Source organism: Coraliomargarita algicola (assembly GCF_033878955.1).
Taxonomy (GTDB): Bacteria; Verrucomicrobiota; Verrucomicrobiia; order Opitutales; family Coraliomargaritaceae; genus Thalassobacterium; species Thalassobacterium algicola.
Map to the genome: position 1 here is coordinate 4,111,242 of NZ_CP138858.1, position 26,209 is coordinate 4,137,450.

24 protein-coding genes and 1 pseudogene are annotated in these 26,209 nt (G+C 49.2%); 17 read left to right on the forward strand and 8 right to left on the reverse strand.

The genetic code is table 11. The annotated features are described in order from the left end of the window. Positions 1 to 11: 11 nt before the first annotated feature. Positions 12 to 806: a hypothetical protein gene (locus tag SH580_RS16945; protein ID WP_319832008.1), complete on the forward strand. Its 795-nt coding sequence runs from the start codon at positions 12 to 14 to the stop codon at positions 804 to 806. Then, on the forward strand, positions 757 to 1,830 hold the full coding sequence (locus SH580_RS16950) for a heparinase II/III domain-containing protein (RefSeq protein ID WP_319832009.1): 1,074 nt from the start codon (positions 757 to 759) through the stop codon (positions 1,828 to 1,830). Before SH580_RS16945 ends, SH580_RS16950 begins: the two co-directional genes overlap by 50 nt. Before the next feature lie 18 nt (positions 1,831 to 1,848). Here the strand turns inward: SH580_RS16950 and SH580_RS22075 are convergent, their stop codons facing one another. From SH580_RS22075 to SH580_RS16965, 5 genes and pseudogenes are all read right to left on the reverse strand, one after another. After that, on the reverse strand, positions 1,849 to 2,004 hold the full coding sequence (locus SH580_RS22075) for a family 1 glycosylhydrolase (RefSeq protein WP_345786203.1): 156 nt from the start codon (positions 2,002 to 2,004) through the stop codon (positions 1,849 to 1,851). After that, complete coding sequence (locus tag SH580_RS16955) at positions 1,928 to 2,098, reverse strand: hypothetical protein (RefSeq protein ID WP_319832010.1); 171 nt, start codon at positions 2,096 to 2,098, stop codon at positions 1,928 to 1,930. Before SH580_RS16955 ends, SH580_RS22075 begins: the two co-directional genes overlap by 77 nt. Continuing rightward, positions 2,046 to 2,228: pseudogene (locus SH580_RS22080) on the reverse strand (family 1 glycosylhydrolase); the annotation flags it as partial. The pseudogene SH580_RS22080 and the gene SH580_RS16955, both read right to left, overlap by 53 nt. Positions 2,229 to 2,245: 17 nt before the next feature. Next, positions 2,246 to 2,407, reverse strand: coding sequence for a hypothetical protein (locus tag SH580_RS16960; protein ID WP_319832011.1), 162 nt, complete (start codon positions 2,405 to 2,407; stop codon positions 2,246 to 2,248). Beyond that, a complete protein-coding gene (locus tag SH580_RS16965; protein WP_319835018.1) occupies positions 2,394 to 3,104 on the reverse strand; it encodes a glycoside hydrolase family 1 protein in 711 nt (236 codons plus the stop codon). The genes SH580_RS16960 and SH580_RS16965 overlap by 14 nt, the downstream gene beginning before the upstream one ends. Between SH580_RS16965 and SH580_RS16970 the strand changes: the two genes are divergently transcribed. Continuing rightward, positions 3,054 to 3,203: a hypothetical protein gene (locus SH580_RS16970; RefSeq protein ID WP_319832012.1), complete on the forward strand. Its 150-nt coding sequence runs from the start codon at positions 3,054 to 3,056 to the stop codon at positions 3,201 to 3,203. The two genes, SH580_RS16965 and SH580_RS16970, sit on opposite strands and share 51 nt — an antisense overlap. A 110-nt stretch (positions 3,204 to 3,313) precedes the next feature. On the opposite strand, the gene SH580_RS16975 is transcribed toward SH580_RS16970, so the two are convergent. Beyond that, positions 3,314 to 4,060: a DNRLRE domain-containing protein gene (locus SH580_RS16975; RefSeq protein WP_319832013.1), complete on the reverse strand. Its 747-nt coding sequence runs from the start codon at positions 4,058 to 4,060 to the stop codon at positions 3,314 to 3,316. Between the two features lie 253 nt (positions 4,061 to 4,313). Between SH580_RS16975 and SH580_RS16980 the strand changes: the two genes are divergently transcribed. From SH580_RS16980 to SH580_RS16990, 3 genes are read left to right on the forward strand one after another with little or no spacing between them, the layout of a single operon-like run. Beyond that, the gene (locus SH580_RS16980; RefSeq protein ID WP_319832014.1) at positions 4,314 to 5,714 is read left to right on the forward strand and encodes an MFS transporter; all 1,401 of its coding nucleotides are present in this window, start codon (positions 4,314 to 4,316) and stop codon (positions 5,712 to 5,714) included. Further along, positions 5,711 to 6,421: a GDSL-type esterase/lipase family protein gene (locus SH580_RS16985; protein WP_308984124.1), complete on the forward strand. Its 711-nt coding sequence runs from the start codon at positions 5,711 to 5,713 to the stop codon at positions 6,419 to 6,421. Before SH580_RS16980 ends, SH580_RS16985 begins: the two co-directional genes overlap by 4 nt. A gap of 31 nt (positions 6,422 to 6,452) precedes the next feature. Then, positions 6,453 to 7,295, forward strand: a complete 843-nt coding sequence (locus SH580_RS16990) for an alpha/beta hydrolase (protein WP_319832015.1) — start codon at positions 6,453 to 6,455, stop codon at positions 7,293 to 7,295. 30 nt (positions 7,296 to 7,325) lie between these two features. Here the strand turns inward: SH580_RS16990 and SH580_RS16995 are convergent, their stop codons facing one another. Further along, positions 7,326 to 9,530, reverse strand: a complete 2,205-nt coding sequence (locus SH580_RS16995; RefSeq protein ID WP_319832016.1) for an alpha-galactosidase — start codon at positions 9,528 to 9,530, stop codon at positions 7,326 to 7,328. A 331-nt stretch (positions 9,531 to 9,861) separates the two neighbouring features. Here SH580_RS16995 and SH580_RS17000 point away from each other — a divergent pair, with 331 nt between their 5' ends. From SH580_RS17000 to SH580_RS17045, 10 genes are all read left to right on the forward strand, one after another. Then, the gene (locus SH580_RS17000; protein ID WP_319832017.1) at positions 9,862 to 11,589 is read left to right on the forward strand and encodes a sodium:solute symporter family protein; all 1,728 of its coding nucleotides are present in this window, start codon (positions 9,862 to 9,864) and stop codon (positions 11,587 to 11,589) included. After that, on the forward strand, positions 11,586 to 13,871 hold the full coding sequence (locus SH580_RS17005; RefSeq protein ID WP_319832018.1) for an FAD-dependent oxidoreductase: 2,286 nt from the start codon (positions 11,586 to 11,588) through the stop codon (positions 13,869 to 13,871). The genes SH580_RS17000 and SH580_RS17005 overlap by 4 nt, the downstream gene beginning before the upstream one ends. Positions 13,872 to 13,879: 8 nt before the next feature. Continuing rightward, positions 13,880 to 14,536: a GDSL-type esterase/lipase family protein gene (locus tag SH580_RS17010; protein WP_319832019.1), complete on the forward strand. Its 657-nt coding sequence runs from the start codon at positions 13,880 to 13,882 to the stop codon at positions 14,534 to 14,536. Positions 14,537 to 14,995: 459 nt separating this feature from the next. After that, positions 14,996 to 16,903, forward strand: a complete 1,908-nt coding sequence (qatA, locus tag SH580_RS17015) for a Qat anti-phage system ATPase QatA (RefSeq protein WP_319832020.1) — start codon at positions 14,996 to 14,998, stop codon at positions 16,901 to 16,903. Between the two features lie 2 nt (positions 16,904 to 16,905). Continuing rightward, positions 16,906 to 17,757 (forward strand): Qat anti-phage system associated protein QatB, encoded by an 852-nt coding sequence (gene qatB / locus SH580_RS17020; protein ID WP_319832021.1) that lies wholly within the window; start codon positions 16,906 to 16,908, stop codon positions 17,755 to 17,757. Positions 17,758 to 17,761: 4 nt separating this feature from the next. Then, positions 17,762 to 19,126, forward strand: coding sequence for a Qat anti-phage system QueC-like protein QatC (qatC, locus tag SH580_RS17025; protein WP_319832022.1), 1,365 nt, complete (start codon positions 17,762 to 17,764; stop codon positions 19,124 to 19,126). Beyond that, complete coding sequence (gene qatD, locus SH580_RS17030; protein WP_319832023.1) at positions 19,123 to 19,875, forward strand: Qat anti-phage system TatD family nuclease QatD; 753 nt, start codon at positions 19,123 to 19,125, stop codon at positions 19,873 to 19,875. Before qatC ends, qatD begins: the two co-directional genes overlap by 4 nt. A gap of 71 nt (positions 19,876 to 19,946) precedes the next feature. Beyond that, positions 19,947 to 20,600, forward strand: a complete 654-nt coding sequence (locus SH580_RS17035) for a hypothetical protein (protein ID WP_319832024.1) — start codon at positions 19,947 to 19,949, stop codon at positions 20,598 to 20,600. A gap of 31 nt (positions 20,601 to 20,631) precedes the next feature. Next, the gene (locus SH580_RS17040; protein ID WP_319832025.1) at positions 20,632 to 22,443 is read left to right on the forward strand and encodes an ATP-dependent nuclease; all 1,812 of its coding nucleotides are present in this window, start codon (positions 20,632 to 20,634) and stop codon (positions 22,441 to 22,443) included. Beyond that, positions 22,430 to 24,232 (forward strand): ATP-dependent helicase, encoded by a 1,803-nt coding sequence (locus tag SH580_RS17045; protein ID WP_319832026.1) that lies wholly within the window; start codon positions 22,430 to 22,432, stop codon positions 24,230 to 24,232. Before SH580_RS17040 ends, SH580_RS17045 begins: the two co-directional genes overlap by 14 nt. A gap of 46 nt (positions 24,233 to 24,278) precedes the next feature. On the opposite strand, the gene SH580_RS17050 is transcribed toward SH580_RS17045, so the two are convergent. Next, a complete protein-coding gene (locus tag SH580_RS17050; protein WP_319832027.1) occupies positions 24,279 to 25,610 on the reverse strand; it encodes an IS5 family transposase in 1,332 nt (443 codons plus the stop codon). A 379-nt stretch (positions 25,611 to 25,989) separates the two neighbouring features. On the opposite strand from SH580_RS17050, the gene SH580_RS17055 reads away from it, so the two are divergent. Beyond that, complete coding sequence (locus tag SH580_RS17055; RefSeq protein ID WP_319832028.1) at positions 25,990 to 26,142, forward strand: hypothetical protein; 153 nt, start codon at positions 25,990 to 25,992, stop codon at positions 26,140 to 26,142. Positions 26,143 to 26,209 lie beyond the last annotated feature (67 nt).

Consider the following 26,209-nt stretch of genomic DNA (forward strand, 5'->3'; position numbering starts at 1 on the left):
TCACATTAGCCTTGGATTTACCTTTGTTGGCGAGTGATTCAATGAGTGAGTTTAGTAGGGCTGAGCAGTCTCATCCCCGCCTGTTTTTTAAAGCAGAGGATTCTCAGATATTTCCCGCACGTGTCGACTCAGACTCGGTGATGGCTGAATTTGCTCGTTATGTGATCGAGGTTGCTGACTCGGTGTTTCCTCAACCGCCACTAAAGCGTGAACTGGAGGGGCGCCGCTTACTGGGGGTGTCCCGTCAGTGCTTACGTCGATTAATGTATTTGAGTATGGCCTACCGACTGACTGGCCGCGATGTCTATGCTAGTCGAGCTGAGTCTGAGATGTTGGCTGTCGCTGGCTTTGAGAATTGGAATCCGGACCACTTTCTAGACGTCGCCGAAATGACGGCAGGTATGGCTATCGGTTATGACTGGTGTTATGACGCGCTGGAAGAAGTGAGCCGAGGTAAGATCCGTGATGCGATTATCCAACTGGGACTAAAAACTTCCGTCGACGAGGATATGTGGTGGTTGAGTTATCCGAATAACTGGAACCAAGTGTGTCATGGAGGATTGGTCCTAGGTGCATTGTCGGTCTTTGAAGATACGCCGGAAATCTCTTCGAAGATCATCTCCCGTGCTTTCCGTAACGTAGATAATGGGCTTGGCATGTATGCTCCCGATGGAGCTTATCCAGAAGGGCCAGGATATTGGGCATACGGGACGAGCTATTCTGTGATGATGATGTCCGCACTCGAAAGTGCCCTGGGTGCTGATTTTGACCTTCCTCGTGCGCCGGGTTTTTCTAGAGTCGGCTGACTATATTCTACATGCGGTTGGCCCGTCTGGATGGTTTTTTAATTACTCCGATTCGGGATCGAATCCGGGGATCCGCCCTGAACTATATTGGTTCGCCCAGAAAGTGAAGCGCTCGGAATTGATTTGGTGGAACGAGTGTAATCTCCGGCAACATAGCGAAGGAAAGCTGAGCGTGTTAGGCGATGATCGTTTGTTGCCTTTATTATTGCTCTGGCGAAAAGCAGATGAACAAAGCACGGAACCATTGGCACTTAGCTGGGCTGGAGATGGGGTGAACCCAGTGTCCTTTCATCGCTCCAGTTGGACGGATCGAAATGCATCATTTGTCGGCTTAAAGGGCGGCTCGCCCGGAGCCAGTCACGGGCACATGGATGTCGGGCAGTTTGTCATGGAATCTGATGGAGTTCGTTGGGCGGTCGACTTGGGCTCGCAATCCTATCATGAATTGGAGTCGGCTGGTTTAGATATCTGGAGCGATGATCGTTGGAAAGTTTTCCGTTTCGGAAATATGAGTCACAGTGTGTTGGTTGTGGACGAGGCGCCTCAAGTAATCAATGGGCAGGCGCCGATCACAAGGCATCAATCGAATGAGACGTTGAAGTATTCGGTCATAGATACGAGCTCGGTGTATGCCGGTCAGCTGAAATCGTCCTCACGTGGCGTCGCTCTTTATGCGAACGGGAGCGTGCAGATCGAGGACCTGATCACAATAGAAGGCCGTGAAACAAAGCTTTGCTGGTCGATGGTGACTTTAGCGGAAATAGAGGTTCTCGATGCCTCTCGGGCTCGGCTGAGTCAGGATGGAGAGGCGCTCATGGTCGAGGTTTTCGCACCGTCCAATGCAGTGCTTGAAGTGGTTTCGATGAAGCCAACGCATGCCTATGATGCGCCGAATCCCGGCGCAAAGCGACTTTGTTTCACGCTAAAGGTGCCTGCTGCGGAAGAGCTCAGGATCGCAGTGTCATTAATCCCCGAAACTGCGTCACCTGTGACGGGCGAGCGTCTGCCGATGTCTGATTGGTAGTGGGGCGAGCCGTCCTGTTTAGAGGATACTGTTTGCTTCAATGACTTTGCTAAACCACTTCGCGCTGAGTTTCGGTGTGCGGGTTTGTGTGGCGTAGTTATTGTAGACAACCCCAACTCGTCGCTGATAGCCATCCATCCATCCATCCATCCATCCATCCATCCATCCATCCATTCGTAGTTATCCATGAAAGACCAAAGGAAATAGCCTGCCACTGGAACGCCATCGGTAATCGCCCGATGTAGCTCTTTGAGGTAGTTGCGGACATAGTCACGTCGATGGAGATCAAGCACTTCACCATCGACCGGTGGAGCATCGTCGTAGCCGGCACCATTCTGCGTAATGACGACTGACGGCACTTCGTAGATCTCGGCTACATGGCGGGCACACCAGTAGATTGCCTGCGGGGCATGGGCTAGCCATTCCGCGTCCGCAGTTGGGTAGGAGGGGGCATCGGTAGGATTTCAAAGGCAGCTTCGTCGTTTGCACGTGCAAACTTCCCGGTGTAGACATTCAGTCCTAGAAAGTCGGTGGGCTGACTGATCAGCTTGAAATCCTCATCTTCATTGAGCTGCATTGTCACCGACGGTTTTGTCGTAGGCTTCGGTATATTGTCCCCGATAAAGTGGTTCCAAAACACGGGAGTTGATTTCGATAAATGCCTGGCGTGCTGCGGCAATATCTTCGGAGGTTTCAGCCCAGGGGATGATTGGGATCGGGTTGTCAGTGATGCCGACACGTGCTCCGTGGCCTCCATATTGCCGCACGGCCCCGACGGCTTCGCCATGCGCGAGTAGGGCGGTGTGATAAGTTTGGTTGACGACTTGCTCCGACTCTTTGGCTCCCGGAGCTTTGGTGCCGTTACCATATCCATCCTGTGTGAAGCAGAAAATCTCGTTGATTGTGATCCAGTTTTTAACGCGATCACCGAGAGATTTGACTAAAGTGTCTGCGTAAGGGCCGAAGGCATCAGCGGTGCGGCGATCCCGCCAGCCTCCGAAGTCTTCTTCTAGGCCTTGCGGTAGATCGCAGTGGAACATCGTGACCCATGGGGGCACACCATGGCGCAGGCAGGCATCAATCAGTCTGTTGTAGAAGTCGATGCTGAGCGGATTTACAGAGCCGCGCCCTTTGGGGAAAATACGTGGCCAGGAAATCGAGAGACGGTAGTTTTTGGCGCCGAGTTTAGCCATTAACTCGAGATCCTTTTCGTATAAATGATAATGGTCGCAGACGACGTTGAGCGTGTCTCCATTCAATACTTTACCGGGGATGCGGGCAAAGGTGTCCCAGACGGAAGGTACCTTGTCGTCTTCGAAGGCAGCCTCCTCAATTCAGGCGAGACAGCTGCGAAGCCCTATTGGAAGTCCTGAGGGGAGGTGAGTGGTCGAACCTCCCCTCAGGATTTACGTCGTGGCTGTAGAGATAAAAAAGGTCTGCCGTTTGACGCCGACAGGCCTTTTGAAAGTGATTGAGTTAGAACTCATTTGCGACGACGTACAACGGCGAGTGAGAGTCCAGCAAGACCCGTCAAGAGTGCAAAGATCGATGGTTCTGGAACCGCAGTGTAGTCGATCGATAGAACGGGCGAGAAATCCGCAGTGACACCGCCACCGATCACTGGCTCGTTGCTAGTTAGGCGGAAAATACTGCGGGTTCCGTCAACTTCGCTTGGATCTATTGCCAGGATGAAGCTAATCGAGCCACCAATCGTATTCGCAATGGCTGTATCTAGGTTGCTTCCCGAGAAGTCCAGGTTAGTTCCTTGTGCATCAGAACCGGGATTTCCTGTTGTGCTGGCAATCAGATTGTCTAGGTCGCCGCCAGCGGTTGTCCATGGACTATTCCATGTGGCTGATTCTGTGAAAGAGGTGTTGGTTTGAAATAGGTTCAGTGTAATGGTTTCATTCGCTGACTTGCCAGCCCCAGTCTCATCACTGTCATTAATTGTAAATGTTAGTGTTGCGCTGTTGATCGTTGCACCAACCAGCTCTGTATAGCTGGATAAATCAAATGTCAGCATTCCACGTAATTCGTCGCCAGCAGTTGCAGTGTCACCGACAAGAATCAAATTTGTAGAATTTTGGGCATTATCGGCATTTGAGCCAGAGCGAATATAGTCGTCGACTGTTGTCCCAATCTCAAGAATATCTGCCGTAGCAGCCAGTGGAATTACTGCCGAAGCGAGCACCAGGACAGTGAGAGTGTGTGTGTGGGATGAGAATTTCATATGTGTATGTTTTTAGAAGTTGATTGTTTTCGGTTAAACATCGCTACCTTCGCAGAAGAAATCATGCGATAACAGATTAATGTGAATGTTACAGTCACACTTTAATTGAGTGGATGGATTTGATTTTGTGACAGTAACGTATGTGCGGAGGTTCAGTCGGCGGGGCAATACAGCCAATTGTCATTCTACGGCTCCCCGAATACTGTCATTTTGATGGGATGAGGAGGCCTCGAACTGAGTGAAACAGTCTTATATGAGCGATACCCACCCCACCCACTACCACAAAGCCAAGCCATGGCAAATTTTAGCTTTCTCAGTTAACGATACCGCAACCAATGCGGGGCTGTGCACTATCGGGACTTTCTTAGTGGTGATGATGACGGATAATCTGGTTTTGTCCGGCTTTGTCGCGGGGATCATTATGATGTTGGTCCGGGTTTTTGATGGTATCACTGATCCGATCATTGGGACTTTAATTGATAATACAGTGACCCGATGGGGGAAGTTTCGTCCTTTTCTCCTCGTGGGCTCGATTATTATTAATATTGGGATTTTTCTTCTCTTTGGTGGCTTTGTTCATTTTGAGAACGAGTTGCTTCAATATGCATGGATTATCGGCAGTTACATTTTTTATATCTTTGGGTATACTTGTCAGACTGCTTGCACGAAGTCGGCTCAGGTGCAGTTGACGAATGATCCAGGGCAACGCTCGACTTTGGGCTTTCTCACTGCGATTATTTCGACTGCTTATTGGTCTCTCTTTCTCGCTTTTGCGGTTAAATACGTGGATAGCTTTGAGGGTGGCTTTTCAAATCCGGATGGCTATCGGGTGATCGCAGTGATCACTGTGGCCGTGAATGCGGTGTTGACTGTTTGTTCCATTCTCGCGCTCAAGGATCACGACCGTCCTGAGTGTTATTCAAAGGAAGTGAAGAAGGAGAAGATCAAAGTCACTGCGATCTTCAGTTTAATTAATGGAAATCGGCCTTTGCAAATGTTGGTGACGGCTGCGGCGACGAACAAACTCGCTAGTAATCTACAGGGGGCGGCAGCCGTGTATTTTTATTTGTATACGGTTCAGAGTCTCGACATGCAGGCTAAAGTTTCGCTCTTGGGATTACCTGCGCTCTTTATGGGAAACACCTTGGGAGTGATCGTGGCGCGGCGTTATGATAAGAAGGTGTCTTTTCTTTTCGGTACTTGGATGGGGCTGATTTTCGGAGTGCTCATTATTGTGGTCCAACCTTTTGCACCTGAGCAGGCGGTGCTCTTTTTGGCACTGATGCTACTGGTGAATGCTGGCACGGGTATCTCATATATGAATATTATACCGATGATTGCCGATGTGGCGGACTATGAGCATTGGAAGAATGGCCGGTTTGCTCCAGGCTTGGTCGGGACGACTTTTAGTTTTGTCGATAAAATGGTCTCGTCGATCTCCGGCTTACTCATCGGTGGCGCGCTCTCTTATATCGGATATACGAAAAACATGCCATGGTCCAGCGAGGCCTATTGGGCCTTTCTCCTTGTCATGTTGGGCGTGCCGATTCTGGGGCATGTTGCGTCCATTATCGCTTATATTTGGTATCCGATCGACAACGCCTTTTACAGGAAGATGTATGATGATCTTCAGCAGAATAAATCAGTTTTATGAAATACAATGCTATCCAACTCAGTTTACTTTTATTGCTCAGTTTTTTTACCGGGACTGGTCTTCAGGCCGCGGATGAACGCACTGCATTTACGCAGTTTTATGACCGTAGCCCGACTAAGTATGCCGGCGATATGCGTCGATTTGACCAAGAGGTGCAGGCGCCCGGTGGCATTGTTGCAGTTGGTAGTTCGAGTATGCGCATGTGGGGGAGTATCCAGCGCGACTTGGCTCCGTTGACAATCATTCGCCGTGGTTTTGGCGGGAGCACTTTTGATGATGTGCTCTACTCGGTCGATACACTGATTCTGAAAAGCCGACCTCGGGCTGTGCTGATCTATGAGGGAGATAACGACCTCGCTCACGGAGCATCGCCACAAGTTGTGGCCGATTGCTTTCAGGCTATCGTTCGTGAAGTGCATGCCGATCAATCGGAGGTGCGCTTCTATGTCATGGCCATTAAACCGAGCCTTGCCCGCAAGAATCTCTGGGGGCGTATGCAAGAAGCGAATGAGTTGCTGAAAGGGATTTGCGAGTCAAACCCCTTGCTGACTTACATCGATAGCTCTTCGGGGATGTTGAATCTCGATGGCACAATACGTCCGGACATTTTCAAGAGGGACAATCTGCACATGAATGACCGAGGCTATGCGGTGTGGGCCGAGACGGTGGCACCTGTCCTAAAATCAAGCGAGTTGGCTTACGAATGAGTGGTGGTCTGCTGTTCATGGATATTTTAAAATGAAACGAATTCTATTCTGCTGCCTCTGTCTGGGAGTTCTGATGAACTCAATGCTTCAGGGCGATATGACCGGCACGACACGGGAGCCGGATTTTCGGGCTATTTATAAAACAGTCAATGGGCGCTCGCTTTGGCTGCACTGTTTTGAGCCACGGAACGCCGCTTCAAGTGAGCGGCCCGCCATCCTCTTGGTACATGGCGGAGGCTGGACGCGTGGCTATCCGGCTATTTTCTTTCCCATGGCGGAGCGACTCAGTGCTATGGGATTTGTGGTGGCTTGTGTTGAATACCGATTACTGGATACCCACCAGCATGGGTCTTCGGTTTTTGATGCAGTGGCGGATGTACAGGATGCCATGTCTTATCTACGGATGGATTCAAAGCGACTGCGGATCGACCCGAATCGGATTGCCATTGCCGGCGCGTCTGCCGGGGGGCATTTGGCGATCGGAACGGCGCTTTTTGAGGATTATCGAGAGGTCACTCGGTCGGCCTCATTTCGACCCGATGCAGTAATACTTTTTAATCCGGTGATCGATACTTCGGAGGCTGGTTATGGTCACGCAAAACTCGGTTCTGACTGGCAGACGCTCTCGCCGCTGCATCGGGTGCACTCAAAGATGCCACCGACCTTACTCTTCCATGGGCAGGCGGATGGGACGGTGCCATTTGCCGGAGCGCGTGCGTTTCAGGCCAGTATGCTGGCGCATGGCAATACTTGTGACTTCTTTCCGAATCAGAATGGCAATCATGGTTACTATCGAAAGAGCCCCGTGTATGAAGAAACTTTGGAGGCAGTGTATGCCTTTGCCCTGCGTCAGGGATTACTCGCAAAGCTCTGAAGCGATGTGCGCTACTGATGGGCTCTCAATTTACAAGGCCTGAACGAGCCACTGAATGCTTTCAAAGTCACTGCTGGCCTGCGGAACAAACAGCCCTTGATGCATGAGGACATCGCCGCTGACCGTGTATGAATCCCCGTCAGCCCGGACGCTGTATTTTATTTCTGAGGACAGGCCTTGTAATTTGAGGCGGCGCGCGGGTGCATTGGGTTCATTCAGCACAGTGACGTGTGTGACGAGGGCCTCGTGCCTGTCTTCGGAGACGATCATCCATGCGGCTTCCTGTGATTCGTAGGGGCTTTTCAAGCGGTAGAGATCGCCAGAGATGAGCAAGGGACGAACCGTTTTGTAGAATTCGATCTGGCTGCAAACCTCGGATTTCTCTGCTTCCGTTAAGGTGCCTAAATCCAGTTCGTAGCCGAAGGCTCCGGTGCAAGCGACATGCCCCCGAGTGCGCAGCGGTGTCGTGCGGCCGACCTGGTGGTTCGGCACTGCCGAGACGTGAGCGGCGATTGTGCTCAAGGGATAGGCTAAGCTGGTGCCGTATTGAATCCGTAGGCGGGAGATCGCATCCGAATTATCACTGGTCCATATTTGAGGCATGTAAGCCAGGATGCCCGGATCAAAGCGCCCGCCCCCTCCCGAACAGCCTTCGAATAGAATGTGGGGGAATTCTTGATTGAACCGGCCCATGATTTCGTAGAGCCCCAAAACGAATCGGTGGGCCGTTTCCTGTTGTTGAGTGGCGTCCAAACGAAGCGAACCCAGCTCAGTTAGATGGCGGTTCATGTCCCATTTGACATAGGTAATCGGGACCTCATAGAGGATTTTGGCGATACGCGCATAGATCGCATCACGAACTTCGCTGCGCGAAAAATCGAGCACCAGCTGGTTTCGGCTTTCGGTTCTGGGGCGATCGGGCACATGGATGCACCAATCCGGATGTGACCGATAGAGTTCGCTGTCGGGCGACACCATTTCGGGTTCAAACCACAGGCCGAATTCAATGCCTTGAGCTTTGACTTTTTGGGCGAGATTCTCGAGTCCATCAGGTAATTTATTGTGATCGACGACCCAATCGCCCAGAGAGGTGCGGTCATCATCCCTGTGGCCAAACCAGCCATCATCCAGGACGAATAATTCGACGCCGAGTTCGGCACCACTGGTTGCGATCGATTCGATTTTATTGGCATCGAAATCAAAATACGTCGCTTCCCAATTGTTGAGCAGAATTGGGCGAGGTTGATCACGCCAGGCGATTGGGAGTAAGTGTTGACGATAAAATCGGTGCATCGCCCGCGACATGCCTCCCAGTCCATCGGCTGCGTATGTCATGACAACTTCTGGTGCTTGGAAAGAACTTCCTGGTTTTAACTGCCATGTGAAATCGAAGGGATTGATGCCTATTTGAGCGCGGACGCATTGAAATTGGTCCTGCTCCACTTGAGCGAGAAAGTTACCGCTGTAGATCAGATTATAAGCGTAGACGGAGCCATCGGTTTCATTGGCTCCCTTTTCGGCAAGTGCGAAAAATGGATTTTGCTGGTGGCTGCTGGTGCCACGTTGACTGGAAATTGCCTGGACACCCGGTCTTAGCGTTGAGAAATGTGCATCCCGCTCACGAATCCAGGCCCCGGATAATTGAACGAATTTGTAGTCGGAAAGCTCCGCGTCGAAATCGACTGAAGCGGAGAGTGCTCGTCGAATTTCCAGGTTTTGGTTTCCCTTGTTGAGAATCCGTGCGGATCGCGTGATGATCGGATGTTTTGGGAAAACAGTATAGTGCAGCTCTACTTGTAACTGAAGCCGTGCATCTTCCAATAAGATTGTCAGCGTTTCGGCATCTTCAACGCACTCCACATAAGTCGATGGCAAGCCTTCCAACTTGGGTTTGCCTTCTGAGATCGTATGTGAGTTGTAGCGGAGCGACAGAATTCGAGAGCCGGTTTCAGGCTGGAAAATTTCGAAAGCAGGCTCTCTGAAATCCGAGTTTCCATAAGTTGGAAATTCTTGGGGAAGTGTATCCAGACTGATGCCATTCGGTGCACCAGCAAGGTTTGGTGTATAGCCGCGCTCTTGAATCGGGACAGAGCTCGGACCGGTACCCGACGTTGAAAGCTGCGGACCCCAGTAAACGTGTTGGAGGAGACCTTGTTTCGATACTTTGAGCGCGTAAGTGGCGTTGCCAGCTTGCAGTGAAAATTGAGATTGCGTGACGTCGTAATGGATGTGCATGGCGGTCGAGTATGAAAGAGGGCGAGTGAAGATAAGCTCTAGGATGTGATTCCTGCGATTGTTTATTTGATTCAAATCCGAAACAGGAGCGAAGTAAAAATATCCCGCCATGTGACAGTAACAAGCCTCTGGCGGTTGTGGATTGGGTTGGTGGAACCTCTAATTGTGACCTTCAGATTGAGTTACTGGTTTCGCCTTCTCGAAGTCTTCCATCCCATTCGCATCTCCCCTAATCACAATGCTTCATTGTATATCTGATTTATGGCGATGAAAATGGATTCAACCACGAGGTTTAGTGCCTCGGCAAATCAAGACTCAATCCTCTCTGTTTATGCTCTCAATTGATTACTTTGTGCTCGCTATTTATCTCGCCGGAATTTTCGGGGTGGGGCTATTTTTGTCGTCTAAAAACAAGAGCTCGGCGGATATGTTTGCCGCCGGCGGGGAGTCCCCTTGGTGGACTTCCGGACTGAGTTCTTTTATGACGATGTTCTCAGCGGGAACTTTTGTTGTCTGGGGAGGGATTGCCTACCAGCACGGGTTAGTCGCAGTCGTCATCAATCTTTGTTATGGTGTGGCTGCGTTGCTGGTAGGTTTTTTCGTCGCGGGGCACTGGAAGCGAATGGGGGTGAAGACACCGGCCGAGTTTATCGAACTGCGTTTCGGCGCTTCTGCGGTGCAGTTTTATACGTGGGCGATGATGATCTTCCGGATTGTTGGAGTGGCGGTGTCGCTCTATTCATTGTCAATCGTCCTGGTGGCGATGATGCCACTGGCGGATGGAAACCCTTTGCAAGATCCGACGACGGGTAATCTCTCACTCATGTGGGCGATCGTTATTTTCGGTGGGATCGTCGTGATTTACACCATGGCCGGTGGACTTTGGGCGGTGCTGATGACGGATGTCTTGCAGTTCATTGTATTGAATTTAGCCGTGCTCTTCATCGTGCCGCTTGCTTTCGGCCAAGTCGGCGGGGTGAGTGCCTTTTTAGAGAAAGCTCCCGAAGGATTTTTTGCCTTAACCAGTGATAAATACACGATGTTCTTTCTCGTTGGTTGGGTGGTGATCCATTTCTTTATGATTGGAGCGGAATGGGCTTTTGCTCAACGCTTTATCTGTGTATCGAGTGAGAAGGATGCGAAGAAGAGCTGTTTTTTGTTTGGAGGACTCTACCTGTGTAGTCCCATACTGTGGCTCCTGCCGCCGATGATCTATCGCACCATGGATCCAAATGCGGATCCGCAGGAGGCTTACATTCTGGCCTGTCGGGCGGTGCTTCCGGCCGGGATGGTGGGACTGATGGTCGCTGCAATGTTTTCCGCGACCGCGAGTATGGTGAGCTCACAGCTCAATGTGTTTGCTGGTGTGCTAACAGATGAAATTTATCGTCGGGTCTTTCGACCGAGTTCGAGCGAGAAGCACCTCGTGAATGTTGGGCGTCTTTTTACCATCGCCTTAGGGGCTGTGCTCATCGCTGTGTCGCTTTTAATTCCCTACTTGGGGGGGGCGGAAAAGGTGGTTGTCGCAATTACCAGTTTGATGGTGGGGCCTTTGCTGGCACCGACGATTTGGGGATTGTTTAGTCGGCGTATCGGGATTCGCGCGATTTGGATGACGGTGGCGATCAGCTTTATTTTAGGGCTGATTCTTAAACTTGGGCTCGGCGCCAATGGTTGGTTGCTTTCGGGATCGACCATCGCGTTGGCTGAATGGATTCAAGCGAATGGCACCACCGTAGATCTCATCATCGGAGTGCTCATTCCTGTTAGTATTTTGACCACTATGCATTACTGGCGTGGGGAAACCTCGATTGGTTGGATTCGTGTGCAGAAGCAGGTCAGTGATGTGATTGCCGCCGGTAAAGTGACCGAGGCCAGCGCCTTGCCCGCCATCATCGTGGGAGGCTGTTTGCTGGTCTGCGCGCTGCTCATGTTTGGGCTCATCCCCTTTAATGAGTCGGGGCATGGAATCCTCGCGGTCTTTGGAGCAGTGCTCCTGTGCATTTCCGGTTCGATCTTTCTCTTTATTAAAACTCAAAAACGACGAACTCTTGAATGATTATTTCTGAACCAACATCGGAGCGTGCGCTCAAAAAAATCCAACTTGAAGCCGACCTCACCATCGTGGGCGGGGGGCTTGCAGGCACCTGTGCGGCGATCACTGCTGCGCGTGAAGGAGTCAAAGTGGTCTTGGTTCAGGACCGACCTGTCTTAGGTGGTAATGCCTCGTCCGAGGTCCGTCTCTGGGCCCTTGGGGCGACTTCACACCAGGGGAATAATAATCGCTGGTCCCGCGAGGGCGGAGTGATCGATGAGATTGCTGTTGAGAATCTGTGGCGCAACCGCGAAGGTAATCCGCTTTATTTTGATTCCTTGCTCTTGGAGAAAGTGAGAGCCGAGCCGAATATTACCTTGTTGCTGAACACCGCGATGGTGGGCTTGGACAAAGATGGTCCGGACCGGATCAAAACGATTCACGCGTTTTGTAGTCAAAACAGCACGCTCTACGATGTGACTTCGCTACTCTTTTGCGACGCATCCGGAGATGGAATTGTTGGCTACTTAGCGGGCGCGGCTTACCGTGTCGGTGCTGAAAAGGCGGATGAGTTTGATGAAGCGTTTGCTCCCGCGGAAAGCTATGGTGAGTTGCTCGGGCACACCATTTATTTTTACGGTAAGGACACGGGCGAACCGGTTAAATATGTGGCTCCGGACTTTGCATTGAAGGACATCAAAGCGATCCCGCGTCATGATCAAATCGAAGTGAAGCAATATGGCTGCGCGCTATGGTGGCTGGAATATGGCGGCCGTATGGATACCGTGCACGACACCGAGGAGATCAAATGGGAACTCTGGAAGGTGGCATACGGCGTATGGGATTACATCAAAAATTCGGGAAAATTTCCAGAAGCGGAGACTCAGACCCTAGAATGGATCGGTACGATCCCTGGAAAGCGGGAAAGCCGTCGCTTTGAAGGCGACCTGATGATGAGCCAATCCGATATCGTGGAGCAAAAGCGTTTTGACGATGCCGTCTCCTTTGGAGGTTGGGCGATTGATTTACACCCGGCAGATGGCCTGTATAGTGCGGATTCCGGTTGTCATCAGTTTCATAGTAAAGGGGTGTATCAGATTCCGTATCGGACGATGTATAGCCGCAATGTGGACAACCTCTTTACTGCAGGGCGTCTAATCTCGTCTTCGCATGTCGCTTTTGGTTCGACTCGTGTGATGATGACCTGTGCTCACAATGCCCAGGCGGTCGGGATGGCGGCGGCGATGTGCCAAGAGGGCGGCTTTAATCCGCGTGACTTGCTCGAGAAGGATCAGATGCAGGCTTTGCAACGTCGCTTGCGGCGTTCGGGACAATATATTCCGCACCTTGAACTGCCTGAAGATCGTGAAGACTTGTTTCACTCCGCGCAGGTGAAGGTGTCCAGCGAGGCTCAGTTAGCAAGTTTTTCACAGTCCAAGCATTTGGCAACGATGGACTGTGCCCGCGCTTTATTGCTACCCGCTCAGCCGGGTGTCTTGCCGGAAATGACTTTTTACTTTAGTTCGAAATCGGATCAGACGCTGGAGGTGCAATTGCGCCGTTCGAGTCTCGCAGGTAATTATACACCAGACGACATTTTGGAAACGCTCTCTCTTTTGATCCCGGAAGGCGAAGCGATGGCAGTGACTGCCAAGTTTAGTGCTAAAATCGCCGAGTTCGAGTATGTTTTTGTCTGTCTAATGGCATGCCCGGGAGTGGAAATTGTTCAATCCGAGATGCATCACACCGGAGTGATGCCTCTCGTGCACACAGCCAATAAAAAAGTGGCTAAGGATGCGGTGCAAAGGCCCCCGGTCGGTGCTGGTTTTAACTGCTTCGAGTTCTGGTTGCCGGAAAGGCGTCCCGTGGGCAAACTTCCTGCGGTGACTTTTAACCCGCCCTTGAGTTGTTTTGGCGCGGACCAATTGCGGAATGACTACGCGCGTCCATTTATTCAATCTAATGCCTGGATGGCCGATCTTAGCGACGAAAAGCCAACACTTGAATTGATCTGGGATGGCCTCAAGAAAGTTCAGAAAGTCGTCATCTTCTTTGATGTCGATTACGATCATGCCATGGAGACGGTCCAGTGGCATCATGCGGAAGATGCCATGCCTTTCTGTGTGAAGCATTATCGTCTGTATGCCGGAGTGGGCCAATTATTGGCCGAGGACTGCGAAAACTATCAAGGGCGTGTTGAGTTGAATCTACGCGAGCCAGTTGAAACGAATCGATTGAAATTAGAGCTCTTGGATACTCATGGAGCCCCTGCCTCGATCTTCTCCATACAAGTGTATTCAGTCTAAATAATTTAATGATGAAATTTCTAAGTATCTTTATTTGCCTCATGAGTATGTGTGGAAGCTTACATGCGAGCCCTCCCGTAGAAATCACTGTGCTTGCCTTAGGTGATTCGATCACCGAAGGCGGCGAGCACTTTGTTTGCTACCGAAAATTTCTTTCGAAGATGCTAAAGGCCCAGAGAATGCCATATACATTTATCGGCCCAAAGAAAGATAGCGATTCGGCACATGCGGGGTATAGCGGCAAAAACACTGCGTATCTTGCTTCAATTATTGAAGATGTTTATCGGCAGTATCCCGCCGATGTCGTCCTGCTGCACTCCGGACATAATAGCTTTAGCAAAGACAAACCAGTGCCGGGTATTCTACGGGATACGGATTCTATTGTGCGTACGATTATACAGATCAATCCAAGAGCGACGATCCTGATCGCTCAAGTGATCACAGCAGGGAAGCTACCGAAATATGATTACATTCCTGAGTTAAATAAAAAGTTGGCCGATTACGTGAAGTATTCGGAATTTGCCGATAATATGGTGCTGGTCGATCAAGATAATGGATTCGATTGGACGACTGACACCGTGGGAGACAAAGTGCATCCTAACGTGAATGGTGCCAAGAAAATGGCTGCCCATTGGCTTGAAGGGATCAAAAATCTCAGTAACTGAGTTGCTGATGTGCGTTTCGAGCGTTTCACAAGCTCTCCATTGTTAGTGAAGTAGACCTTGTCGATATCCTAGATCTGCGGCGATAGTTTCTGCACGAAAACCAAGCATTGGTTTGAAGACTTTGGTGCTCTTGTCTTCGTTTGGGAGTTGGGAGTTTCGTGTGATTTCGTGTCCTGTATGGAAGCTACAGTTTGGCATACACGGGGGTTGTATAAAGCAAGTCGCCTGCGATGTGCAAGAAGATGCCGCCTTAAAGTATTTTATATTACAAAAATACTCTTTATCTATTTCTCGGATTTCCGCACTGCACCATGTTTTTGGGCTCAAACCGTATCTTTAGATTTTTTGCTCGATGGGACGTTGGCTTTTATTGAACGGATGTTGGTCTGCTAGTTTGTCGTTCGATTGTAAACTTTATACGCTTTACGTGCTTTTCTGGTTGTTTTTATAATCATATTTTTGATATCTTACAACTTGATGTTCTTCAATGATAATGAAACTGACGTAGATTTGCTCCAGTATGAGCCGATTGCCGTCTCAGTGATTGCTCTCTTGGATAATGCTGGTAACGAGCCCATCTCGATAGGATTACACGGAGATTGGGGGGCTGGTAAATCGAGTGTATTAGCTATGGTTCAGGCGAACCTAGCATCTAAGAAGAAGACGCTTTGTCTTAAGTTTAATAGTTGGACTTTTCAAGGCTTTGAAGACGCTAAACTGGTGCTGTTAGAGTCTCTGATTAATGGGATCCTTGATGCTCGCCCAAAATCAGTGAAAGTCAAAGAGCAGGCTAAAGGTCTATTGAAGCAGATTAATTGGTTAAAAGTCGCAAAACATGCTGGAGGCTTGGCGTATAATGTGGCTACGGGACTACCATCACCACAGCAAATTGGAGGTTTGTCGAATTTTGCGAAATCACTTTTAGCAAAGGGACACGACGCTATCACGACGACTGATATGGATGCGATTTTGTGCACCGCAAAAGAACTGGTGAGCACTCCCGATCATAGCGCTTCGACAGTCCCAAGCCAAGTCCATGAGTTTAGGCGAGATTTTACGACGCTGCTTGATGAGGCGGGTATTGAGAAGCTGGTTATATTAGTCGATGATCTGGACCGTTGTTTGCCCATCACAATTATCGAAACTTTGGAGGCGATACGGCTTTTTCTTTTTGTTGAGCGCTCTGCTTTCGTGATTGCGGTAGATGAAACTATGGTGGAATACGCCGTGAGGCAGCACTTTCCCGATTTGCCCGGAAGAATCTCGCCGCAGGTTTACTCTCGTAACTATTTGGAAAAGCTCATTCAGGTGCCTTTCCGCATTCCCGCCTTGGGCTCATCCGAAACTCGGACTTATATTACTTTGCTGCTGATCGAGCAGCAATTGAATGCTGAAGAATTTGCGCCATATCTTGAACTTGCCCGCAAGCTATTGATGATGCCTTGGATTTCAAATGGCTTAGACCGGGCAAAAATCGAAGAATCCATTGGGGATGTGCCGTCTAAAATCAATTCGTCATTAACTCTGGCGGCTCAATTAACGCCTCTACTCACAGCGGGAACAAAGGGTAATCCTAGGCAGATCAAGCGTTTTCTTAATACGCTTATATTACGAGAATCAATTGCCGAGGCGCGTGGATTCAATAAGATGATCAAGCGTCCGATTCTTGCCAAGCTAATGCTGCTCGAAAGGTTTGCGCTGGATGAATATGAACAGTTGATTGCGATGATTGCTACATCACGTGATGGTAAACCCGAGCAGATAAAAATGCTGGAAAAGGGTAATACGAAGCGGGGAACTTTGGGTGATTCCGAGCCGGTTGCAAATTGGTCGAAAAACCCTACCGTTCAGCAATGGCTCGACCTTGATCCAAAGCTAGGAGGCATTGATTTACGACCGTATGCATTTGTCACTCGGGATAAGCGGATGTTCTCTGGCGTCAATGGAGGGCTGGGAATACATGAAGCGCTTTATGAGAAGCTAAAGGGGGGCGCCCTGAGTGCGAGTGGTCAAAGAGAGGCCGTTAAGAAGTTGGTCGATGCGGATGCGCGCGCGATTTTTGACACACTGAGAGAAGATGTCCTGAAAGAATCCAGTTTAGCATCTAAGCCTAACGAGATGGAGGGACTTATTTTGTTGGCGGAGAGTCATCCGAACTTGCAATTGCCACTCATTGACATTCTGAAATCGAGAACTCCGTCGGATCTCGGAGCATGGGTTGTCTCTGGCTGGAATAAGGCGTTTTCGTCGGAACCTGCCCAAGCTGCGTTTAAGCGGTTATACAAGACTTGGATGAATCAAACTGAGAACAAAGCACTCAGGAAGAGTGCGACTGCGACGGCTAAAATCAATAAAATCGAGACTTAGTTATGGGTACTTCTGCAGCTTCATCTGGGCCAAAGAATGATTCGCCTCTGATTCCAACTTGGTGTGGCGAATTGCCAGGCATCGATGGGCTCGATCCTATCGATGTGCCAGAAGGTGGTTCCGATGAGCCTAATGGAGAGGGGAAAGCTGAGCTACCTCCAATTTCTTTGCCGCCTGATGCAAAAAGGTTTCGGGCACCTCGCGCGAGTCTCACTTCTTTTTCTCGCACTGGGAATAGCAACACACTCAATCGTGCGTTAAGTGAGTATGTCGGCAGTGCTAGTGGGGGAGCACGCACTGCCGCGCACCGAATGGCAGGGCCTCAGCGCACGGCCAGCAAGATTCTTTCTTTCGCTCAGGCTGTGGCTTCTGTGGGAACGCCTGAAGCACTGAAGCAATTTGGCCTTAAAGACTGCCAAGGAAAACCAGTTGATGAAATACTCCCTTTACTCATCGATGCCCTCTGTCTTGATCCCGGTGGCTCTATTGATGAAGGGATTGCAAGGGATGCTCTGGCGGATGCAATTGCAGATCTTAGCGAGCAAGGTCTGGATATGGCGGATGAGTTTTCTGAGGAACAGCTGCGAGAGCTCTTTATTGGCTTTGTTTCGAATTCGATAAAAGATCGGGTTATCAATGATGTTGGGGTTAACTGTCTTGCCGTACCTGATGATACACTCGCAGTCCAAGGCATTGAAGCAACCCTTTCAGCAGTCATATCCGGCTGTGTCAGGGATGCTGTCGGTGGTCCACTTTCTGATTTTGGCAGTATAGGCAGCCAGCAGCTCACTAAAATCACACATGAGATTTACGAAGCTGCATACCATTTGCTCGGGCAGCTAACAACAGAATAAAATTATGTTCCGCCATCACATTGTCTTTCAAATGAACAATAAGGATCGATTTCAGGTCACCCCAGATGATCCTCATTCGGTAGTATCAAATGTCGATTTATATGATATATTAGGATTACTAAATTTTGGTATCCAGAATACCATAGATGCGGTAAAAGAACTTGCCCTAAGTCCTTCTGAAATTGCCTTTGATTTGCTTCTGCTGGGTACTGCTGTAATGGGAGTGGATACTCGTATCTCTCGCGCTAAGAATGCTCAAGATGGATGGACGCGGGAGATCTTTTTATATTTCCCCGTTAGCGATCCGGGTTTGTGGCAAGCTCAAGCTGGAGCACTGAGTGGAATGCTACATTTCTTGACTGGGGATCGTTGGTGTTTTCAGTTTAGACCTCGTCCGAAGGCCAAACAGATAATCGTCCCTGTTTCAGATAAATTCAACTTGGCTCCTCGTGACTGTGTCTCACTTCTTTCAGGAGGTTTGGATAGTTGTATTGGGGCAATTGACTTGCTCACCAGTGGTCGGGAACCTATTTTTGTGAGTCATTATTCGGATGGAACGACCAGGACATATCAGCGAATTGTATTAGATGCACTGAAGCAAAAATATGGTAAATCTAGCTTTGATTCTTTGCGGGGGAATTTAGGTTTTCCACGAAATATATTGCATAATGGTGGGGATGAGGGGACTCAACGTTCTCGTTCTTTCCTGTTTTTCTCGCTTGCCGCTTACGTTGCTGATGGGAGCAGCGGAGACACCCTGATATATCTTCCTGAGAACGGCTTGATCTCCTTAAATGTCCCTTTGGATTCTCTTCGACTTGGGGCGCTCGGTCCTCGGACCGCTCACCCTTACTATGTCGCTCGCTGGAATGAACTGCTAGGTGCCATCGGCCTCAGCGGAAGATTGCTCAATCCATATGCAACCCAGACAAAAGGGCAGATGATTCGCGATTGTAAAGATCTCCATTACCTTAAAGAGCTGCTACCGCAAACGATGTCTTGCTCGTCTCCGGCTAAAGCTCGTTGGGATAAGCACGCTCCTCGTCACTGTGGTTATTGCATGCCCTGTTTAATCCGCAGAGCTTCTACCCTGTTTGGCTTAGATTATGATGGTGATACTACTGAATATGGGGTTGAGCTAAAAGGGCAGGTGTTAAATAGCAAGAAAGCCGAGGGAGCGCACGTGAGAGCCGCAAAGTCAACAATTGCTAAACTTCAGGCGAATCCAAAATACGCGAGATTAGCTATTTTCAAATCTGGTCCATTGACTGATGTTGGCGACCAACTGGAAGACTATGTTGCAGTCTATCAAAACGGAATGAACGAAATCGCGGAACTTCTCAAAACAACCAATAGTCGTCCCATATGAGCGAACGTCCGATAGCTGTAGACTTTCACTGTCATCTCGACCTCTATCCAGATTTTGAAGAGATCATAGCTGAGTGTGAAAAGCTACGAGTCTTGACGCTAGCTGTGACCACGATTCCCGCAGCGTTTGAGAGGAACCTTCAGCTCACAGAAAATCTTAATTTTGTTCGAGCGGCACTAGGGCTTCATCCGCAATTGGTAGCCGAGCGTGGTCATGAGTTTGAGTTGTTTGAACGGTTGCTTCCCAAAACTCGATTCGTGGGAGAGATTGGCTTGGATGCAAGTCCAAGGCATTATCGTTCTTTTGAGAAACAGCGGGAGATATTCACTCGTATCCTTCAATCGTGTGCTCAAGTCGGTGATAAAGTCTTATCCATACACTCGACCCGAGCCACAAAGCATGTCCTCAATGCTCTGGAGTGCAATCTCAATGGGACTAACGTAGGACCAGTATTGCATTGGTTCACCGGTTCGTTATCTGAGATGAAACGGGGAGTTGAGCTGGGCTGTTATTTCTCTATTAATGGTGAGATGTTGTCTCGCGAGAGGCATGTGAAAATGATACGAGAGATCCCCATTGGTCGCATCTTGACAGAGACTGATGGTCCGTTTGTGGCGACCGCTGGAGACGTTCCCGTGCGTCCGTATCAAGTGGCTTCCACCATCGAAAGATTGGCTGATATTGTAGGGCTTTCAGAAAATGAACTACGCACACAAATATTTCGTAATGCTGAGACCCTCTGGCAATAACTGAATCGACCAAAACGAAGAAACATACTATGGCCAAAAGAAGAACCTCCATCCCTATCAAAATTAGACATATGCTTTTCGACGAAGTTGAGAGTAGGTGCCCTAACCCTAAGTGCATGACGAATGGCATTTCAGAATTGGAGATTCATCATCTTGATGGAGATCCCAGCAATAATGACAATTTAAACCTTCTGGCGATCTGCTCGAACTGCCATACTCGGGCGGAGAAAGGGCTCATTCCTACAGCTGAACTGGATCTATGGAAGCGGATGCTTACCTATGGGTATCACCCTCGGTTGGTGGTGGCAGAAACGAATTCTACAGGGAAGGTCATCAGTGAAGTCAATTTCGGTCAAATGGCTGAGACTATTAATAACACTTATGAATCAAGCAAAGCATCGAAGGGCTCGATAATTCTGCCCGGCAGTATCGGTAGCGACCCAAAGCGATATAATTATTTGGAATACTTGATTGCACGACTTGCCAAGTGGCGTAGTGCGGGGAAGAGCTATGGTCAAAAGCGGCCTGGGGGCGTTCATCCAGGCGTTGTCAGGAAGCAGATACAGGACAAATGGGGAGGCCTGCCGAAGGATTTGCCGCTCGATAATTGGGAGTCGCTAGTGGCTGAACTCAAAGACAAAATTGAATTAACAGCACTCGGGAAAAACAAAATAAAGAAAGGCCAGTCGAACTTCCACTCATACGAAGCGCATGGACGAAAATAATCTTTGTTAAATTTGTGAGGTATTAAAAACAATGAGACTTTCATCCATAAAAATACGAAATTTCCGAAATTTTTCCGATTTTGAGGTGCAGTTAGGGCGATCAGCCGTGATTCTTGGTGAGAATCAGATTGGTAAGACGAACTTGATCCATGCGCTTCGTCTGGTGATGGATCCCTCACTGCCGGATAGTGCCCGTCAGTTGAGGCATGAAGACTTTTGGGATGGTGCCAAACCATTAGACGAAGAATCTCATATTCAAATTTGTGTGGAAATTTCAGATTTCGAAGATGATGAGGACGAGCTTGCGATACTTGCGGAACATCTCGTTGAGCCTACTCCAATGGTAGCTCGACTGACATACGAGTTTGGCCCGATTCCTGACCTCGGGCGTGAGCCTTGCAATGAGGAAGACTTTGAATTTGTAACCTATGGAGGAGATCGTCCTGAGAATCGATTCGGCTATGAACTTCGAAAGCGAATGCCAATCGAAGTGATGAGTGCGCTCAGGGACGCAGAAGGAGATCTCGCGCGGTGGAGTCGCTCACCTTTGAAGCCGCTGCTTGATCAAATGAAGTCTGAATTGGAGCCCAGGGAGTTGGACGATATTGCAGATGCGGTTACCAGTGCGACCGATCGGATTTCAGAACTGGAACCTATTCAAGAACTCAGAATCAAGATCAATAGAACATTGAAACGAATGGCTGGAGCAAATCATGCGACGGAGATGGACCTCGGTTTTTCCGCGACTGACCCAAATAAGCTGCTTCGTTCCTTACGATTGCTTTTCGATGACAAGAAAAGAGACATTTCTGAAGCAAGTTTGGGCACAGCTAACGTATTGTATTTGGCTCTGCGTTCTTTGGATCTGGAGGCGATGGTGGATGCTGGTAATCGCGAACACACATTTTTTAGTATCGAAGAACCTGAAGCTCATTTGCATCCCCATTTACAGAGACTTGTCTATAAAAGCTATTTACGCCCCCGTTCACCAGAGAATGTAAGTGCTCGGGATGATGAAGAGGGTGGGGGAAAAATCGTAAAACGCGTTTCTTATCTGATGACTACTCATTCCGCTGAAATTGCTAGTGTAACGCCGGTCGAGTCGTTGATTTTTCTGCGTAAGAATGCTGAGGGAACTTCTACCATTGGTGTCTCCGGATCATCGATTCCGTTGTCTGTTCGAGAGCGCGATGATATTGAACGCTACTTGGATGTTTCGAGGGCAGAAGGCTTATTCGCGAGAGGTATTTTGCTTGTGGAAGGAGACGCTGAAAAGTTTCTAGTTCCGTTGCTTGCTGCAAGAGCTGGCTATGATCTGGACGCATTGGGAGTGACTGTGTGTTCAGTTGCAGGTACGAACTTTGTGCCTTACGTGAAGTTCTTTGGACCTCACGGGCTCAATATTCCAATGGCTGTGATCACTGATGGGGACCCCTATGGAGACGAAGATTCGTATGGTGACGAAAGGGCAGTGAATCAGATACTCCCCGCACTGTTGGGAGAAGAGGAAACGCCGACGGACTTTGACGAATGTTTAGGGATTTTGGGAGAAAACGGAATTTTCCTTAATGAGTATACCTTTGAAGTCGATCTTTTTGAGGCAGGATACTGCTGGAGTATTTCGAATACGATGAGAGATTTATGCACCGTGAAAGCGGCGGTTAATCGCGCAAGAAAGAGAGCGGAGACGAAAGAAATGACTGACGAAGAGGTTTTTTTGAAAGACGTGGGGTACGTCGGGAAGGGACGCTTTGCCCAGCGTTTGGCTTCGTATATTGCTCATTCAAAAGTGAGATCGTGTCCTAAATACATTCTCGAAGCAATTAGGTATGTCGTTGAATAAAGCTAAATATACCGAGGCAGCAAAGGAGTTTGAGTCGAATCGTCGACAGCTCGCTGCGTATGACTCGAAAGGGCATTGTGTTGTGCTTGCTGGACCTGGAAGCGGGAAAACAAAGGTCTTGACGACCAAGTTGGCTCGAATGCTAGCAGAAGATGTTAAAACGCCGCACGGGATAGCGTGTATCACCTACAGTAATCAATGTGCAAAGGAACTTAAGAAGCGTCTGGGAGCATTATTGGTCGAGCAATCCGCTAGAGTATTTATTGGTACTATGCACTCGTTTTGTTTGCGTGAAGTAATCATGCCTTACGGAAAGCTTGCCGGGTTGCCGTTGCCTCAGCCCTTGAAAGTGGCTTCTGTTAGTAAGCAGCATTCTTACTTTACTGAGGCCTTCTCTAAAATACACCCGGATGAGAATCCTAAGTATCGTAAGACTGCCTTCGACGAATTCAGGCGAATTGTTCTAGATCGAGCGTCGGCTGATTGGATAAATGATGACGGAGTTGCGCCTGTTATTGTGGAATATGAGAGGCTGATGTTTCAAGCTGGCGAGATTGATTTTGATGCAATGAGCCTGTATGGTCTCAGGCTTATCCAAGAGAATGAATGGGTAAGGAAGGCACTCAAAGCCAAATACCCAATTCTAGCCATCGATGAGTATCAAGATCTAGGAGTGCCGTTGCACGATATGGTCAATTATTTGTGTATAGAAGGGGGAATCCGTCTTTTTGCCGTGGGTGATCCAGACCAGTCGATCTATGGTTTTACCGGTGCGCGTCCCGCATTGATGAACGAACTGGCGGATGTGGAGGGTGTTCAAAGGGTTCGGCTTAGGCTCAATTACCGCAGCGGAAAGTCTATCATCAATGCGTCAACTGCGGCTCTGGCAGAAACGCGCGACTTCGAAGCGTCCGACGATAAAGAAGGCGTTGTGATTGATCATAAGTGCATTGGCGGATTGGATGAGCAGATCTCGTTGGCAATTAATAATCTAGTGCCTGAAGCTTTAGCTCGAAGAGAAGGCCGTAGGTTAGGAGATATTGGAGTGCTTTATCTTGATCGACACGGTGGAGCTGCAGTTGCCCATGCTGCTAATCAGGCCGGCGTTGAGTATGTAAGGTTCGATCAGGGAAATCCGTACCCCAGGACACCAGCGACAGGATGGTTGGAAGAGTGTGCCAGTTGGTGTGCAGGGGGGTGGAGGGATGGTGAACCTCCGCTTTCCAACCTCTTGTGGCAGTGGCGGAGTTTTTTTCCGCAAATATCAAAAGAAACTGAGATTAGACAATTACGACGAGGTTTGGTATCTTTTCTTTACTCAAATAGGGGGGCAGATACTCGCTTGAGGGATTGGATTAAAACTTTTGGTGATGCTGGTCTATTCACTATGATTCGTTCTGAGCCAACGATGGCGGATGAGGTTGAGTCAATTCGTGCTCTCTATGAGGTATGTAAAGATGGTCAGCCCTTGGCGGGATACTCGGTTGCAAACTTTGGAGGTCAGCATATTTCAAAGGATCGCTTAAACCTGACGACTATACATAGTTCTAAGGGGTTAGAGTATGATGTCGTGATAATGCTGGGGCTTGAGGCCGGTAGAATTCCGCGGTACAATGCAACGGAGCTTCAAATAAAAGAATCGAGGCGCTTATTCTATGTGGCAATGACGCGAGCGCGGCATGAAGTGCATTTGCTTTGGTCTGGTTGGTATGAAGGTGCTGGAGGCAGGATTTTTCGGAATGGGCGAAGTAGTTTTGTCGACGAAGTGATGAGCGATGTGAAAGATTGAGTTTGTTGAGATTATTTTAGTCGCGCCTTAAAAAGCACTATGCGGCTCAGAGAGCCGAGTAAAATTTGTTTTGGAGGTGTAGGTTGCATGATTGCAAGTTATGCTCGCGCCATAAAATGAGAGCCAAAAGAAGCTCGTTGATCCACTTCTTGAGGTTCCAAGCAGCTGCGGCGAGTCCGAGGTTCAGTTCGGCCCCAAGTGCTCCTTTTAGGAAGCATCGAGCCATTCGGTAGTCACTCTTGAGGTGGCCGATGACCGGCTCGATCACCGCCCGCCGGCCGTTGCGTTTTCGTTGTTTGCGCCGATGATACGCACTGAGCTTTTTGCTAATCTTTTCGGGGATAACCACCTCGGTCCCACTGACGTTTTTACGGCCGCGATAGCCCTTGTCCACTAAGACGCTTTCGAAGGTTTTTCCGGTCATAGACGAGGCCTGTTCGAGAGCAGGTTCCAAGGTGTCTCCGTCGTAGAGATTTTCTTTAAAGCTGACCGCCGAGACGATCACGCCGCTGTCGCGTAGCATCGTCACCGAAGCCTTCCTTCCAAACTCATACTTCTTGTGTGCTTTGCCTTTGGCGATGCACAGAACCTGCGGATCGTGACGGGAATAGACCTTGTTCTTATCGTGGCGCTTCTGCCGGAGCACACGCTTGATCAATGCAAGTTCCTCTGCGTAGAGCAACTCACCGCAAGAGCCGACATTACGCTTAAAGTCACGTAACAAGCGGCCTGCGATCGTTTTGATTTTACGGCGGCACTTCCTGCGCTCCTTCACCAGACGGTTGCTTCGAGTGCGCAAACGCGCCAACAAGGTAGGCACCGTTCGCACATAGCTACGACGCCAGGAGACTTCTTCTGCCTCACCCATACGCCAGAGCTTCTCGATGCAATCCGCATGCAGGCGCGTATCCGTAGGGAACTTAATATTGGCTTCTTGAACCGTCGTGTCAGCCACCAGTTCTTCTTTATTCGCCACTTTATCAGCGTGCAGTTCTACGGTCATTTTGAAGATCTTTTCCACGCTTTCACCGCCAATGCGATTACGGAAGTGAACCAGCTCACTTGGCTCGCACGGCAGCTTCCACTGGAGGTAACGTCCTCCGCAAAAATATTGCATGTAAGGATCGCGTGCCCAGGCCGCGCAGACTCGTTCGTCGGATAGATTCTCCAACTGCCTTAAAAGCAAAAGCCTCGCCATTAAACGTGTCGGCAAAGCCGGACGACCAATCTGGCTGTAATAACTCTCGAAGGCTTCTTCCAGCTCATTCCAAGGCAGCTGATTGGCCAACTTGTAAAGTGGCTGACGTTGATCGAGCAAATGCTCCAAATCGTGTTGGAAAAATTGAGCGGATTCGGCGGAGCGGGTCTTCGGTTTCATTAAAATGACCAGTTTTGTAGCGTTTAAGCGAGTTTACTGGTCGATTCAAACAAATACATCTACCACATCAATTTGATAAACAATTTGATACAACTTTTTAAGGGGCGACTGAATTAGTGTAAGGGGTTCAACTGTAGGAACTGTTCTGCTTCCGGAAATTAGATAAAAGCGTACTCCCTTCACTTATACGATCCGTTCTGTGCTGATGCGCTTTGACGGCCTTTTTATCATTTCGGAATCTCGTCCTCTTGAATAAACAAGTCCAGATGTTTTTAGTGGTTTTGGCGGGTTGGATCTGTCTTCGCTTAAGCTACGCCGAGACAAGTAAACCGAAGCAGCAGAAGGTGATCGAGTATCCTCTGGAGGAGAAATTCCAATTTTGAAACAGCAGTTCGAATCGACGGGTAAGAAGCTCCGATTGGGCAATCATCAAAGCCGTAATCTGGCGAAGCGTGGCAAGGCCATGGCCGAAATCGGGAGGGTTTTGCAGAGTTTCATGAGTGTCGCGGAGTCCGAGTTGAATTACACCTGATATGCTAACTCCAGAGACATGGTTCAAATTTTGGAGCAGTTCTCATACATTATCAATACGGCGGAAC